Consider the following 15774-nt stretch of genomic DNA (forward strand, 5'->3'; position numbering starts at 1 on the left):
TTTTTTATATTTTTAGCCAACTCACTACTAAGTTTTCTTAGTTAAATACGACTGTCTTATTACCCGCCACAATCACACGGTTTTGGACATGCCAGTTTACAGCACGTGCTAATACGTTGCGTTCGATATCACGGCCGATAGCACGCAGCTCTGTCACCCCTTGGCGATGCGTCACACGATGTACATCCTGCTCGATGATAGGCCCTTGATCAAGCTCAGCTGTGACATAGTGCGCAGTTGCACCGATAAGCTTAACGCCTTTATCGTAAGCCTGACGATAAGGATCTGCACCCACAAACGCTGGCAAGAAAGAATGATGAATATTGATAATCTGCATCGGCCAACGTTTGACAAAATCTGATGACAATATCTGCATATAGCGCGCCAATACTAGCAAGTCGTTACCTGCCATCAACTTATGAATCTGCTCTTCTGCCTCTACTTTATTATCTTTGGTCACTGGCACATGATGAAAAGTAATGCCAAAATTCTGTACTGCTTGCTTTAAATCAGGATGGTTGCTGACCACGCAAGTAATCTCGCAATCGAGCAGTCCACGCTGATGTCGCCATAATAGATCTAACAACGCATGATCAAACTTTGATACCAAAATACCGACTTTGGTCTTCGTTGCATTATTATGTAGACGCCAATCCATATCGTGGCGCTTAGCAACCGTATGCGCAAAGCTGGCTTCAAAATTTTCAATAATATCGCTCAATCCTGCCAAAGCAAACTCTAAACGCATAAAGTATTGACCGCCTTCATGCGCCGTTGAATACTGATCAAGCGTAATGATATTAGCGCCATAACGATGAATAAACTCAGAGACTGCCTGTACGATACCTGCCTGATCTTTGCATTTGATGAGCAACGTTGCTGTATCAATGGCGCTAGGAATCTGTTTGCTCTGAGAAGCTATGGTCGATAATGAAACCGTTTTAGTGTTGTCTGACATAATTCGCCCAATATAAAAAATGATGACTTATCGCTGAAAAATTGCTGACAGCGTAGTAAACCGGTTATTTTAATCTTTTTTGCAATACTTTGCTGAGCGAGTTGGTTGTTTTTGGTTATTTAAGGTGATTTGCTTATTTAGAAGGCTAATGCAAAAACCCCAACGTAGAGTTGGGGTTTTTATAGTTTTCAGTTATATTGAGAGCTATATAGAGCTAGAACAACTTAGATCAGTACCAAAAGGACTGTTCGTATTTGGACGTAGCGGTATGCCAATATCAATATCATCTACTGATGCTGGGAAATCTATCACCCTAGATTGTTGTGACTCACTACCATCTACTCGTGTATTTACAACAACTTTAGCTCTGTACCAATTGGCATATTGCTTTGGATAACGTATAGAAAAGTCGACTCTTCCAGAATCATCGGTTATGAAATTAAAGCTCTGACTAGAATCAACCGTTTGACCAATACTATTTAGTACTGCTGCTACATTAACAGGATCAAGCTGTCCATTGCCATTAAAATCTTCATTCGGATCCAAAATACCATTACTATTTTTATCTTCATTCTCGCAGGTAACTGCATTTTGCTGCCAAAAATCTGTTTCAAAAATATTGTTTCTTACAATATCAAAATAACCTTTTAAGTAATTGTGTGGCATCAAATTTATAGATACTTTTTGATTTATGGCAGGCTTACCAGTGCTATTTAGAACACTAACAGATCCATTACGGAAGTAGTATATTTCACTATCGTCGGAAGATACTTTATCAGCAAAAGCGAAACTAATGTATGTAGATTTGGTTTGAACAGTAACTTCGGAAGTATCCAAAATGGTATTGACCGCCTTTTCTTGACCATTTGGCAGTTTGATTGACTGTACTTGGGCCTTAATCGTGACACCATTTGTACTGGTTGGGTTTTGTCCTGCATTATAAACAACTGTAGCTATACCACTATCATTAGTATAAGCAAAACCTTGACCCAAACTTCCACCTGATGCATCTCTAATAGTAGTAAACTGCACGATAGCATTTTTTACAGGAGCGTCATTTTTATCCAAGACTCTCGCTATTACTGAAGTTGAACCACCAACACTTACCACAGCACGTTCAATCTGTAGAAGCAGTTTAGTAGGCTCCACAGAGACAAAGCTTAGCGGGGTTTCTTTAGTTTCATTATTGTATTCTGCTCTTATAGTTGCTGTACCAGGTACGTTAGAATCGATATAGAAGTCGATTTTTCCATTTAAAACATTAAAACCACGACGAGAGCTACCTTGGGCCTCATTAAGAGAGGCAAGTAGTTCACCTTTATTGGTCGATAAATATACAATGTCACCATCTACGGCATTTGGAACATTCAGAGTGATTCTTTGTTTATTACCAACGATAATATCATCAGTTTCCGAAAAGCTCATACTAGAACTACTTGCTGATACTACAGTTAAAATATCGGGAATTCTTTGACTTGTCTCAGTTCCTTTAACCTCAATACTAAATAGATAACCAACATCTGATACTTCCAAGTTAGAAGCATTTAAATTAAAAATAAATTTACCATCATTATCTGTTCTACCTATCCCTGCTTCCTTATCATTGTTATATAGAACAACATCAGCATTAATAACAGGTTTAGTTGCACCATCTAAAATTTGTCCAGATACATTAAAGTTGTCGCCTGCCTCTACCAAATTCTTGGAAGAAACAACATTACTCGTACTAGTGCCAGAAACTAGAATAGGAAGTGTTTGTTGGATTGAGTTTTTGTTTTCATTAGCCACGACAGTTAATAAACTTTCATGATTTAACTGTGAGTCTATACCTACTGTATTCTGTAGCAATTCAACAGCAATCAAGCCCTGTTCATCAGTGACTTGGTTGGAAGTGCTGCTCAAAGATAAACCGTATAGAGCAGCATTTGCAATATTGATACTTACAGGGATATTACTAACAATACCACCATTTTTGTCAGTAACTCTGATATTAACAGTAGTTTTATCACTACCTGTTAGCAGCTGGTTTTTCTCGGCTGATATATATATTTCGCTTGCACTAGAAGTGGAAGAGCCTGTATCTTCACCTGTACCCGGTTGCTGCACACCCGTATCAGGTTCCGGCGCGATAGTATCAGTACCGTCACCGCCTCCACCACAGCCCGCTAGGGCTAATGATAATGTGAGTGCTGTTAATTGAAACAACTTAGAAGTGGGCAGGGATGTATATGACATGTTTTAACTCCGCATGAGCAGTAATTTATCTGAGCAAATAAGCAAAAAATCATTACCTAGAATCAAAAGAGATTGGTAATGATACATAGATTTACAGTAATACCAGTGTATTAACAGATTGTATTAAATATATAACAGCAACTTTACTGACTTTTGTTATAACTTACAACTAAAAATTAATCTTTACTATTAAACAATCAACAACATAGAGCGCTCATTTCAGGGTATAATAGCCCTCCTTTAATTCGACAGTTATTGTAAAAATATTTGAGTATTCATCTGTTTTATGGTATAAATGTCGGCTTTAAAATTTTCTGAATTGGTCAGCCTGTTATTTGCCTTTAGATAGCAGCAAAACCAGCTCAACCTTCATATAGTTTTGTTTGGTGCAAAGCTGCCGCTTGCTGTGTCCATGCCGCAAAAACGTGCAACTTGCCCAGACTGGTATGAGAAAAACTCATACCTCATAGATTAGGAGTTCGCCATGTCTCGAGTTTGCCAAGTGACTGGAAAGCGCCCTATGGTGGGTAATAATGTTTCGCATGCAAACAACAAAACCCGTCGTCGCTTTCTACCAAACCTTCACAACCATCGTTTTTGGGTAGAGTCTGAAAACCGCTTTGTACGTCTACGTGTGTCTACCAAAGGTATGCGCATCATTGACAAACTTGGTATCGATAAAGTGTTAGCGGATCTACGCGCACAAGGTCAAAAAGTTTAAGTTAAAAATAGCAGCTGAATGATGACTCTCATCATTTAGGCTGCTGTTTTGCTACATCAATTGTGGCAACTCACTCTTTGAGACACGTACCTATCGTTTGAAGACCCCTCATTTACAGGAAAGCTATCATGAGAGATAAAATTAAATTAGTATCAACAGCTGGTACTGGGTATTACTACACCACTACTAAAAACAAGCGCACTATGCCTGGCAAAATGGAAATCAAAAAGTTTGATCCAAAAGTACGCCAGCATGTGATCTTTAAAGAAGCTAAAATCAAATAACTGCCATCATTTGTAGAAGGCATTTTTATAAATACTTTCTATAAAGAAGTTATTTGAACAAAAAAAGGGTTTATCAATTGATAAACCCTTTTTTTATGGCTGTAGTTTCATATTGCTAAGCGCTTCATATTGCTAAGCTACGCCTTCAGTCATTTACTTTGACTGGTACCCAAAAATAACCAAAGATTAGCTGTAATGTGTCGGCTCTTTATCATATACGTGCGCATGCCACTTACTCATTTGCTTTTGCATAATGACCTGAATCGCAGCGTGAATCATATGTTGACCAATGGCTTGAGTATCGCTACCAAGTAGTTCTTTTAACTTGTCAGAAAAATCGATAGTCATCAGCGGCGCTTCGTCTTGTTCAGCATCACGCAACAACAATCTACCATCATCTGCTTCCACCAACTCTAACGTGGTTTCTTTGGCAAATCCTGCAAACTGATCGCTACTCTCGTTATCTACTTCTATATCATTATCGATATCGTATGGCATTAATGTGTTCCTTATTATCCCGTTTAGTACTGGTAGAGAAACTGGTCATTGCAAAGCAGTTATTTATTGAAAACAAACTCATTCGGCAAATCTATCATCTTACAGTAACGCGGGTAAATCTGTCTTACTCATACAATGGACGCTTTAACACTGGAATTCAAGGGCTGTCACATAAGTCTTCGCTATAAAAGCAAACTTGAATGCCATGTCGTTTGTATATATTAGTGCCAATAACGCAACTTTCCTAATGTAAATAAGAAGGCCACAAACATTCCAAGATAATAAACCAGCTTTAACTCAAGGCTAGGATCACGATACTTAAATGGCAGTGCAACAGTGGCCGTCGCAGTAGGCAATATCAGCAGCATAAGCAGCCAGTTTTCAATGACATTTAGCCAACCTTGTAAATCGGTTCCGTGACGTAGTGACGCCAACCCCATTAACAAACAAGCGATAATTAAGCTGGTAAATAAGCCATTTGGTAAGTCTTTAGGATAGATAATTTTAGCAATACTGGCTGGTACGATTCTCATATAAAATTCCAGTCATGCTTGTAGGACATGGCTTAATGATTAAAAAATATAAAATATTACGACATTATATAGGCGTGAATAAACAATATAAGCGCGAATAAACAATACAGGTGCGAAGAAGCCTTACATCTACAGCGGAAACACTTAACTATAAGTACCCATCAGCCATAGCATCGATATACAAGAAGTCAAATAGCCCAAACTAATCGCATTCCAACTCTCGATATGCAGACCTTTAACCTTATTGAGTATGCGAGAGCCTACCCAAAAAAACAGCGGTATACCTAGCATAAATGCAGGCACAATGACCGCAGCGTGACGCAGTACGGTTTCAACGTCATCACCTACCATCAGGCGAAAGCCATAGCCTGCCAAACTAAGTACCAGTGCAAACATCGCTAAGCCAATGGTAATGCCTCTAGGTACCAAACTGCGCTGCGGTGTTTCACTATCAAGTGATTGCCTTGCTTGCTGATTCAACGCTTCATGAGAGTTTACTTGCTCAGAAGGCTCTGTTGAACTGCTAAAATTGTTTGTGTCCATATTTCACCTTTACGCGACTGACCGTTATATATAGTTGATTCAATTTAAAAGAGATACAAGGCAACTGAGTGCAGATGTAATGCGATACTTCAAGCGCGGTTAACGCTGTCGCTCTTTTATATGGAATTAACTATATAGTCATAAGTTATACAGCACATCTTAATATCATTGTTGTATGGCTAATAGCGTTTATTAACCATACCAAACTTGCTAGCTGTTGTTGGCTAATAGCAACTCTGCACGCATCTCATCGATAGCCGCTTTATAATCTTCTTGATTAAAAATCGCAGAACCCGCGACAAACATATCAGCGCCCGCTTCAGCAATCGCACGGATATTGCTGGCTTTGATACCGCCATCAACTTCCAATCGAATATCTCGACCACTAGTAATAATACGCTGACGGACTTGACGGACTTTATCTAAAGTACTATCGATAAACGACTGCCCACCATAGCCTGGGTTTACACTCATCAATAAAATCTGATCTACTTTATCCATGACGTAGTCAAGATAATGTAATGGTGTCGCTGGGTTTAATACCAAGCCACACTCTGCGCCGCCATCTTTGATCAGTTGAAGTGAGCGATCGATATGAGCGCTGGCTTCAGGATGGAAGGTAATGATACTAGCACCCGCTTCCAAAAACTGCTCAATCATACTATCGACAGGTGAAACCATCAGATGCACATCAATTGGCGCTTCAACACCGTAGTCCCGCAACGCCTTACAGATCATGCTACCAAACGTCAAATTGGGTACGTAATGGTTATCCATCACATCAAAATGAATCACATCGGCACCCGACTCTAGTACCTTCTCCACTTCTTCGCCCAACCGCGCGAAATCAGCTGAGAGTATCGACGGTGCAATAAGATAAGGTTTAGCAGGACTGTTCATAATTGAGCTACCTAATTCATGTTTATATAAGATATTAATAAATTAAAAAGGAAATTATAATTGGCTCACATATGCTGAGAGCCTTTTATATATTGATGCTAAATACTTAGTGGTTTAGCGCTGCTTATATTGAGTTTTACAATAAGCGCGGCCAACTTCGAAAGAGCGCTTTGCCTCATGTTTGGTAGCACGATTGCTTACTCTCTGACGCCATAAGCGAAAAGATGACGGCTTTAGCTCTTGGCGCATGAGCTTGATAACCCCAGTCTCATCGAGACCGTAGCTATGCTCTATGGCACCGAATGTCGTTCTATCTTCCCATGCCATCTCTATCACACGAGATATTTGCACGTCATCAATTACTCTATCACCAGCGTCATTGACGGTTTTTGCAATCAGCTCGTCTGACTTAGCTTGAGACACTTCATCATTATAATCATTGCTACGTTGTTTGTTTTGTAGAGCAGCATCCATATCAGCTTGCATAGTCGCTTTTGTAGAGCTCGTATCTGCTGACTTATTCTTTGGATTAGAAGCGGTCAAATCTTGATAACTTGCCATAAAAATTACCTGTTGAGCATGAATGGAATAGCGAAAAATGTATCACGGTCATCTGCAGGGCATCTTAGCTCATTTGAGCCATATGCCAATGATGTTCGATATGATCATTAATCACCGTCTGAATAAAATAATAGCTGTGGTCATGCCCCGCTTGGTAGCGTAATGTTAAGGGCTGTTTGGCTTTTGCACAAGCATCTTGTAGTTTAGAGGTCTGTAGCTGACCTTCTGCTAAGAAATTATCAGCTGCGCCTTGATCAACCAAAATGCTCGAATATTGCTGGCCAACCTTTTCAATCATTTGTGAGGCATCGGCTTGCGCCCATAGAGACTTATCATCACCGAAGTACTCTGTATAGGCAGCTTGCCCCCATGCAGACTCACTCGCCGCACATACTGGCGATAAAGCCGATACGCTGACAAACTTGCTTGGGAACTTAAACCCTAGCAATAACGCACCATGACCACCCATTGAGTGTCCTGTGACACCGATGCTGTGAATGGGAAACTCTGAACGTAGTAAGTCATATAGCTCATCGACGATGTAGCTTTGCATGTTAAAGTTGTCTGACCACGGCGCTTGGGTCGCGTCAACGTAATAGCTTGCACCTTGACCGACAAAATAGCGATCGTCGTTTGGTACATCACTGTCTTCACTACTTCTGGGCGAAGTATCAGGTGCGATAAGTATCATACCAAGCTCGCTGCATTTTTGCTGAAAATGCGCTTTATGAGTGACGTTATCGGCATTACATGTCAAACCTGATAAATACAATATCGCAGGACAACGTCGTCCAGCCAAAGCTTCATCAGGTAGATAAATACTAAACGTCATAGAGGTTTTGGTAGATGTCGACTCGTGACTATAATAATGCTGCTCACCGTTAAAGCAACGATTCACACTTTTTTGGGTAAGCTGTTTATTGGTAGATAAACTATGACTATAGGAATTTTGCATGAGTGATATCCTTTTATTCAAAATAGAACCAATGACAATGTTTAATAAATGCTCATCATCTAATAGTAGATCTGATATTGGCATTTATTAAATGCCAAATCATACTTTATATTTATTCAGCTATTCAGCAGCTATCTCTACTTCGTCTACCGATATACTAGTAGCACTGTCAGGTAGAATATTAACCGTTGTAGAAGTAGCATTATTTGTAATACTAGCAACGGATGGGCGCGCCTTATCAAACAATACTTGCTCAAACGCAGGCAATGCCGTCTCCATTAAACTACCAATCACCATTTGCGGCTCTGATGGCTCAAAGCCCATTGCGCTCTCACGCTCATTGACCCGTATACTGGCATCCTTAAAAGCCGACTCAAAACTGGTATTCCCTCGTAGACTTTCAGCAAAAAACGCTTGGCCAAAATAGGTCATCTCAGCTGTGTTGGTGCAGCCAAACGATGCTTTGTCAGCGGCTGATGCAGTAATCACTACCGTGGTTGGCGATGCCAGCTCGTCAATAAACGAACCTGAGTAGCAAGCAGACACCACTATCACGCGCCAGCGAATACCAGACGCATCGAGCGCCTCACGCAACCATGTGGCATCTAAATTATCCATCGCAAGCGGTGGATTTGCCAACTGAACGATATCTTGGTTACCATGTGAAGACAACGTCAGGAACAATACATCTTCATCAGCGTTCATCTGCTGACCGATTTTCTTTAAGCCGCGCAAAATACTGGTCTTAGTAGCAATTGGTTCGTCTAACCAGCTATAAGTATTGTTAATCAGCGATAGTGAATGCCCGCTAGTACCAAAGCGTACATCAAACAGCTCGCGCACCTTGTTAATCTCAGAGCGAAAGACGTTTTGATCAGAGAATCCTGCGACTCCCATAAAGTACCAGTCGGTTTTGCCATCGATACTTGGGTCTATACTATCCAATGCTTGCTGTAATAGACGTGGCTGCTGATACAGTGCCGCCTCTTCTAATACAGGCTCTACAGGTATTTGCTTAAAGATCGGCTGATCTGCAACATTACGCTGCCAAATGGTCAGCAACGCTACCGCGCCAACCAATACAATGATTCGCTCCCACCATGGTATACGCAGACGTCGGGAAAATATCCAAAGTAACGCTAGCGTTTGCCATAAGAACAATACTAAAAACAGTACTGGTAAGAACGAATAACTCCAATTTGGCAACCAACCATAGCTACCAAAAAACTGCACCAAGCTCTGTAATAGGGCTGACAATGTATCAGCGACCAACCACAGTACTACTGGTACAAATACCAATGCTTGGTTGCTGGCTCGCCGAGCCAAAATGATACCACCAAGCAAAATAATCATCGGCCAGATCAAATAACTGACCAATCCTTGCTCATTAAATATGCTGCCACTTTCAGCAGCTAACCATGAAAATAAGACATTGCTACCAAGCGCCAATAGTGCAAATACGGCAAACTGTACAAAAGTAGGTTTAACCCAAGAAAAAGCCCGTGTTGAGCCCACCAGCATCCATAAGGTTGCAATAATATTGGCAGCGAAATTGAGCGAAAAACGCTGAAGCGAGACGGTTTTTAACGACGTAAGTGACAAAGACTTAGACCTCTAGCCAGTCGAGAAAAATAAAATGACTCAATGATAATTATCTTAATGTAACAGCCGCGCGGTGCAATCAATTGACGATTTTTTGTACAGCATGCAGACATCGATTTATATTGAATTCACGATGGAGTGATTATAGAAGATGACTAGCACTGCTTAATATTTTAGCTCGCTAATCTATCGCGATTGTAACGGATTGTCGGTTAAGAGGATAAGGCTGATTTGTAAAATTCACTCAAATTCGGCCAAAAATTCAAATAAAAAAGGAGGCCTCTTATATAAAGCCTCCCTTTTTTACTCATTACTAAACATTATCTCATCAATAGCTCATTGACGCGTTTTAGGTAAGCGGCTGGATCGTCTAGCTGACCGCCATCTGCCAATAATGCTTGATCAAAAATGACTTGCGCCAGATCATCAAACTGCTCACTGCTCTCAAGCTTCTTGATGAGTGGATGATCAGGGTTTACTTCTAGCGTTGGCTTACTTGCTGGTACGTCCTGACCCATTTGCTGTAGCATCTGAATCATTTGTGGTGATAGCTCACCTTCACCAACGACCAAACAAGCTGGACTATCGACTAAACGAGTAGACACTTTGACGTCTTTAGCACGCTCGCCCAATGCAGCTTTTAGTTTATCAACAACAGGCTTTAGCGTTTCTTGGGCTTTCTCCGCTTCCGCTTTTTCTTCATCATCCTGCAAGTCGCCTAGGTCTACTGCGCCTTTCGCGATGTTTTGCAGCGGTGTCTTATCGAATGAGGTCAAGAAGTTCATTGCCCACTCATCAACACGACTGGTCATCAAGATAACTTCGATGCCTTTTTTCTTAAATAGCTCAAGTTGCGGGCTGTTTTTCGCAGCGGCTAGGTTATCAGCGGTGAGGTAATAGATGGCTTTTTGGCCATCTTTCATACGACCTTTATAATCTTCGAAGCTTGTCACTAAGCCGTCTTGGGTGCTGGTAGCATAACGCAATAGCTTAGCAATACGTTCTTGATTGCCTGCGTCTTCACCTAAACCTTCTTTGATGACATCACCGAACTCTGCATAGAACTGGGCAAATTTCTCTTGCTTGTCACTGTCTTCGCTATTAGCAAGGCTTGCGAGTAAGGTCAAGATACGGCGAGCGTTACCATCACGGATAGATTTTACATCACGTGACTCTTGTAATAGCTCACGGCTCACGTTCAATGGCAAGTCTGCTGAATCAATCACACCTTTCACGAAACGCAAATACATCGGTAGCAATTGCTCAGCTTCGTCCATGATAAAAACGCGCTTCACATATAGCTTTAGACCATGCTGCTGCTCACGAGTGTATAGATCGACTGGCGCTTTTTTAGGAATATATAGTAGCTGCGTATACTGTACGCGACCCTCTACACGGTTGTGCGTCCAAGTAAGCGGCGCATCCATGTCATAAGAAATATTCTTATAAAAATCGACATACTCATCATCTTCAATTTCAGAGCTTGAGCGAGTCCATAGTGCACTGGCTTTGTTGATTGTTTCCCACTCATCAGTGAGTACCATCTGGCCACCAGCAGGCGTGTCGTCGTTTTCGTCTTCTTTTACATCTTCTTGCCAGATCTCTTTACGCATCTGAATCGGCAAGCTGATATGGTCAGAGTATTTATTAACCAAGCGCTTGATTTTGCTGCGATCTAAATAATTATCTTCGCCTTCGCTATATTCTTCTTTTAAGTACAAAGTAATCGCCGTACCGCGTGTGTCTTTGGTAATAGGTTCAACAGTAAAACTACCAGTACCATCTGATACCCAGCGCACGCCTTTATCAGCAGGCTCGCCCGCTTTACGTGATTCGACACTGATGGTATCAGCCACGATAAAACCTGAGTAAAAACCAACACCGAACTGACCAATCAATTGACCGTCTTGCTTTTGTGATTCAGACAATTTGTCCAAAAACGCCTTGGTGCCTGATTTAGCAATCGTACCTAAGTTTTCGATTGCATCGGCTTCGTTCATACCAATACCATTGTCGGTAAAGGTAATAGTTTTGGCGGCTTCATCGACAGCGATGCGGATTTTTAATTCGCCATCATCTTCATAAAGGCTATCATCATTTGTGCCTTCAAAGCGCAACTTATCACAAGCATCCGACGCATTAGATACCAACTCGCGGACAAAAATATCAGCGTTAGAATATAGTGAATGCGTTACCAAATGCAGTAACTGCGCCACTTCCGCTTCGAACGTATGTTTTTTTAATTCTGGATTCAGACCTTCAGCTTGAGTTGCTTCACTCATAAAAACTCCTTTAAATTCTATGAAAGACCTATTATCAGATAACGATATACTCACTAAAGCCGTTCTCATAATGTTAGATAACCTGCCGTATGCAATACCGTTAAACTGTCTATACTAATAGGGGCATTGAGAAAAAATTCAAGCTCAAAATCTTTATTCAATAAAAAACACCGCGCTTGTTTATCAAGGCGGTGCTCTGGTAACAATTATTTGCTTGCTCGGTTATTCACTTGCTCGGTTATTCACTTGCTTGGTTATTTTCTGATGTAGCAATCAACGCGCAAACAACAGCAACTATTCTGAATATGCTTCTATCAATATATCCCAGAGAGTCGTCAGCTTTTTTGAAAATTGAGTATGGGTTTTCATAGTAACCTCTATGTCGATTAACATCGGCTTGTTAGTAATATTATCTTTTTAGTAATATTGTCTTGTTAGCTACTATTAAAACCATTTCTACAATATTTGTATAATTAATTGATTACAACGTATCATTTCATTTTTCAAAACTATAAAATGACTGACTCTTAGCCTTTTAACGTGGCATCGGGCGAATGGTGAGGATTTGCTCGCTACGACCAAACGGCCCATGTACATCGTGCAATACCGCACTGGTCAGTCCGATACCATCATCGCCATATTGTTGTACAGCCTCGATACCCAACCAGCGACCTTTTGGCGAGCGATGCATATGGATTTGCAAATCAGTATTGGGAAACATCCACTCTAACTTAGATAAACCAAGACCCAATCTTGGTACAACACCATTGGCAGTATCGACCATACCTAACAGATGCACCAAGTCATCAGTCGGCTCGCCTTCTACCATGTCGAGATCATTGGTAATCCATACCATACCGTGACCAGCACGACGGTCTTCTGTCGCTACTAGACGTACGCTCTCAATAAAGCCGCCCGGCCAGCCTTTCATACCTTCCCAAACTGGTAGTTCTTCAGGTTTGTATTCTGCTGGTTGATCTTCAAGTCCGGCAATCTCGCTGGTATCTTGAGTAATCAGTCGCCACGCTCTTGCAATGATAGCATCGCGGCCACGGCTACTCATGACTGCTTCGACCAGCTCAATAGTCTTACCCGGTCGGATACAGCGAGTAGTGATAGTAAAATCGTCAAGCGGTATTAGACCCAAGATATCGAGGCTCACACGTGCGATACGGGTATTAGGTTGTGGCGCGAAGCTGTTAATCTCGGCTGTTAATAGGCCTGTTGCTGGCGCCATGTGCTGCTCATGCTCATTCCAAGCACCTTGAGCATGCTTGGTTGGCTGATAATGCGCCACACTGACACCGTCTTCTTGTAATTCTCGTTTAATAAATTTGTAATAAGCAGTCATAGCTATCCTATATTTGGTACTTTCATCTGTATTTTTTATTTAGGCTTGTACTTTTTATTTGTGGGTAAGCTCTTGTTTTCTTAGCGTGAGAATACGGCGAGCTTTTTGTAAGAAAAATAACAAACAGATCATGACTACTGCGAGCATCGCGTAGAAAAAGCTTTTATCTGCCATAAACTTCATGATATTCATAAACAATACGAAAACCACTGCTGCCATCACTAGCATATTGAGTTTTAGTTGCTTGTTGACTTCAGCGATCGGGGCTTCTGCCAATACAAATCTGGCTTTTGGTTCTTTCATGCGACCTTATCCATATCAATGATAGTTCATACAAATACAAACACGAATATTAGTTACTTACCAACCTGAGTAACAGGTATCCGCAAAGCTTTCGGCAGGCTAAACGTCACATTTTCTTCAATACCAGATAGCTCACTAGGCAGATCGCCACCCCAGTCTTGCAGCTGTTGCAATACTTCTTGAATCAACACTTCGGGCGCAGATGCACCAGCGGTCACGCCAATACTCTGCACACCATCTAACCAACGCTTATCCATCTCACTGGCGTTATCAATTAAATACGCTCGGCAATTCATACGCTCAGCCAGCTCACGCAAGCGATTGGAGTTTGATGAGTTTGGCGAACCAACTACCAAAACTACTTCACAGCGACTGGCCAAATCTTTTACCGCATCTTGGCGGTTTTGAGTGGCGTAGCAAATGTCGTCTTTGCGAGGGCCTTGGATACTAGGAAATTTTTCACGCAGCGCATCGATAACGCGCGCAGTATCATCCATCGACAAAGTTGTCTGAGTCACAAATGCCAAGCGTTCAGCATCTTGTACAGTCAATGCGGCCACATCACCTTCATCTTCGACCAGATGAATCTGCCCACCATGGCGACGATTGAAACGCCCCATCGTGCCTTCGACTTCTGGGTGTCCTGCATGTCCAATTAATACTGCATCCATACCATCTTGCGCGAACTTTGCCACTTCGATATGTACTTTAGTTACCAACGGGCATGTCGCATCGAACACCGTCAAATCTCGGCGCTCAGCCTCATCTTCGACTGCTTTAGAGACCCCATGAGCGGAGAAAATAACGATAGAGCCGTCTGGTACTTCATGAAGCTCTTCAACAAATACCGCACCACGATTGGCTAAGTCTGACACCACAAACTTATTATGCACAACTTCATGACGGACATAAATAGGCGGCTCGAAACGTGTCAATGCTTCATTAACAATCGCAATTGCACGGTCCACACCAGCACAAAATCCACGGGGATTGGCAAGATAAATTTGCATAAAAAGGCCTATCATTGGATAATTTATAGTTAAAACGTATTTTTGAATTTTTTATTCAAAAGTTAGGGCGAAATCAATGCTCTACTTTAGCATAATTTGCTTTTATCGCTCTCTAAAATAGCTGTCTGCTCATAGCAATATTTTATAGGCAAACCTCAGCATGCTTACGACATATTGCAAAACCAGCTTTAACTTGTATAAAAGCAGTTTATAATAATGCATCTATTATAATTTCTATCGCCATACATGATGGCGTTTTTTATTTTTTCCAGTCTTTGTTTTTGACTGAGGCACTGCTTAACCTTTTATCAACACGCATTTATTACGATACATTTTACAAGTTACCAAGACACCTTCTATTAGGATAAATTGTATGACAGGTTCATTATTCATCGTTACTGCCGCTTCAGGTACTGGCAAGACCTCACTGGTCAAGCAGTTGCTTGCTACCACCAATGACTTGACTGTCAGCGTCTCTCATACCACTCGCGCACCGCGTCCAGGCGAGATTGATGGTCAGCACTATCATTTCACAGATACCGATAGTTTTACCAATGGTATCAATGCAGGTCTATTTCTAGAGCATGCTGAAGTATTTGGTAACTATTATGGCACGTCAGAGGAAAGTGTCCGTACCCAACTAGCGGCGGGTATCGACGTTATTTTGGAGATTGACTGGCAAGGCGCGACGCAAATCAGAAATATTTTTCCCGATGCCATTATGGTTTTTATTCTACCACCTAGCATTGCGACATTACGTCAACGTCTCTCAACCCGCGCGCAGGATTCTGTAGAAGTTATAGAGCGCCGTCTAGCTGGCGCGGTCACCGAAATGGCACAATACGTGAATGCTGACTATGTAGTGATCAATGATAATTTTGATGTAGCCTTAGCTGAGCTAAAAGCCATCATCGTGGCCGACAGGCAGACACTTGGTCGTCAGCAGCAGCGCTATCATCGCACGATTAGCAACTTGCTAAACACTCAGGTAGAAGAGTAAACTAAGCACAAGCAGCTAATCTCGTAAGTAGATATAAA

The 15774-nt window shown here is 41.5% G+C and carries 16 protein-coding genes; 3 read left to right on the forward strand and 13 right to left on the reverse strand.

The features are described 5' to 3' along the window. Positions 1 to 37 precede the first annotated feature (37 nt). The gene (gene purU, locus ACIGBM_RS10260; RefSeq protein WP_224737772.1) at positions 38 to 958 is read right to left on the reverse strand and encodes a formyltetrahydrofolate deformylase; all 921 of its coding nucleotides are present in this window, start codon (positions 956 to 958) and stop codon (positions 38 to 40) included. A 204-nt stretch (positions 959 to 1162) separates the two neighbouring features. Beyond that, positions 1163 to 3193 (reverse strand): hypothetical protein, encoded by a 2031-nt coding sequence (locus ACIGBM_RS10265; RefSeq protein ID WP_397477689.1) that lies wholly within the window; start codon positions 3191 to 3193, stop codon positions 1163 to 1165. Positions 3194 to 3677: 484 nt separating this feature from the next. On the opposite strand from ACIGBM_RS10265, the gene rpmB reads away from it, so the two are divergent. Further along, positions 3678 to 3914 carry a 50S ribosomal protein L28 gene (gene rpmB, locus ACIGBM_RS10270; protein ID WP_057761372.1) on the forward strand — a complete coding sequence of 79 codons (237 nt, stop codon included), beginning with the start codon at positions 3678 to 3680 and terminating at the stop codon, positions 3912 to 3914. Between the two features lie 128 nt (positions 3915 to 4042). Further along, entirely contained in the window at positions 4043 to 4198 is a 156-nt protein-coding gene (gene rpmG, locus ACIGBM_RS10275; RefSeq protein ID WP_010201403.1) for a 50S ribosomal protein L33, read from the forward strand. A gap of 186 nt (positions 4199 to 4384) precedes the next feature. Here rpmG and ACIGBM_RS10280 read toward each other — a convergent pair whose 3' ends face one another. The 11 genes from ACIGBM_RS10280 to ispH form a co-directional block, all read right to left on the reverse strand. Continuing rightward, complete coding sequence (locus ACIGBM_RS10280; protein WP_101205798.1) at positions 4385 to 4696, reverse strand: hypothetical protein; 312 nt, start codon at positions 4694 to 4696, stop codon at positions 4385 to 4387. A gap of 221 nt (positions 4697 to 4917) precedes the next feature. Then, on the reverse strand, positions 4918 to 5229 hold the full coding sequence (locus ACIGBM_RS10285; protein WP_057761376.1) for a hypothetical protein: 312 nt from the start codon (positions 5227 to 5229) through the stop codon (positions 4918 to 4920). Between the two features lie 144 nt (positions 5230 to 5373). Further along, the gene (locus ACIGBM_RS10290) at positions 5374 to 5772 is read right to left on the reverse strand and encodes a hypothetical protein (RefSeq protein ID WP_397477690.1); all 399 of its coding nucleotides are present in this window, start codon (positions 5770 to 5772) and stop codon (positions 5374 to 5376) included. 210 nt (positions 5773 to 5982) lie between these two features. Continuing rightward, complete coding sequence (gene rpe / locus ACIGBM_RS10295) at positions 5983 to 6672, reverse strand: ribulose-phosphate 3-epimerase (protein ID WP_057761380.1); 690 nt, start codon at positions 6670 to 6672, stop codon at positions 5983 to 5985. 114 nt (positions 6673 to 6786) lie between these two features. Next, positions 6787 to 7032, reverse strand: a complete 246-nt coding sequence (locus tag ACIGBM_RS10300) for a TIGR03643 family protein (RefSeq protein ID WP_397477734.1) — start codon at positions 7030 to 7032, stop codon at positions 6787 to 6789. A gap of 265 nt (positions 7033 to 7297) precedes the next feature. Continuing rightward, positions 7298 to 8188 carry an S-formylglutathione hydrolase gene (fghA, locus tag ACIGBM_RS10305; protein WP_057761382.1) on the reverse strand — a complete coding sequence of 297 codons (891 nt, stop codon included), beginning with the start codon at positions 8186 to 8188 and terminating at the stop codon, positions 7298 to 7300. A gap of 120 nt (positions 8189 to 8308) precedes the next feature. Then, positions 8309 to 9790 carry a C13 family peptidase gene (locus ACIGBM_RS10310; protein ID WP_397477691.1) on the reverse strand — a complete coding sequence of 494 codons (1482 nt, stop codon included), beginning with the start codon at positions 9788 to 9790 and terminating at the stop codon, positions 8309 to 8311. Between the two features lie 320 nt (positions 9791 to 10110). Next, positions 10111 to 12072 (reverse strand): molecular chaperone HtpG, encoded by a 1962-nt coding sequence (htpG, locus tag ACIGBM_RS10315; RefSeq protein WP_397477692.1) that lies wholly within the window; start codon positions 12070 to 12072, stop codon positions 10111 to 10113. 535 nt (positions 12073 to 12607) lie between these two features. Further along, complete coding sequence (locus tag ACIGBM_RS10320) at positions 12608 to 13423, reverse strand: thioesterase family protein (protein ID WP_397477693.1); 816 nt, start codon at positions 13421 to 13423, stop codon at positions 12608 to 12610. A 54-nt stretch (positions 13424 to 13477) separates the two neighbouring features. After that, complete coding sequence (locus tag ACIGBM_RS10325; protein WP_397477694.1) at positions 13478 to 13726, reverse strand: hypothetical protein; 249 nt, start codon at positions 13724 to 13726, stop codon at positions 13478 to 13480. 53 nt (positions 13727 to 13779) lie between these two features. Next, positions 13780 to 14736, reverse strand: coding sequence for a 4-hydroxy-3-methylbut-2-enyl diphosphate reductase (gene ispH / locus ACIGBM_RS10330; protein WP_057761392.1), 957 nt, complete (start codon positions 14734 to 14736; stop codon positions 13780 to 13782). 373 nt (positions 14737 to 15109) lie between these two features. Between ispH and gmk the strand changes: the two genes are divergently transcribed. Beyond that, complete coding sequence (gene gmk / locus ACIGBM_RS10335) at positions 15110 to 15736, forward strand: guanylate kinase (protein WP_102091897.1); 627 nt, start codon at positions 15110 to 15112, stop codon at positions 15734 to 15736. The last annotated feature ends 38 nt before the right edge of the window (positions 15737 to 15774 follow it).

This window comes from Psychrobacter sp. NPDC077938, assembly GCF_044542635.1.
GTDB lineage: Bacteria > Pseudomonadota > Gammaproteobacteria > Pseudomonadales > Moraxellaceae > Psychrobacter.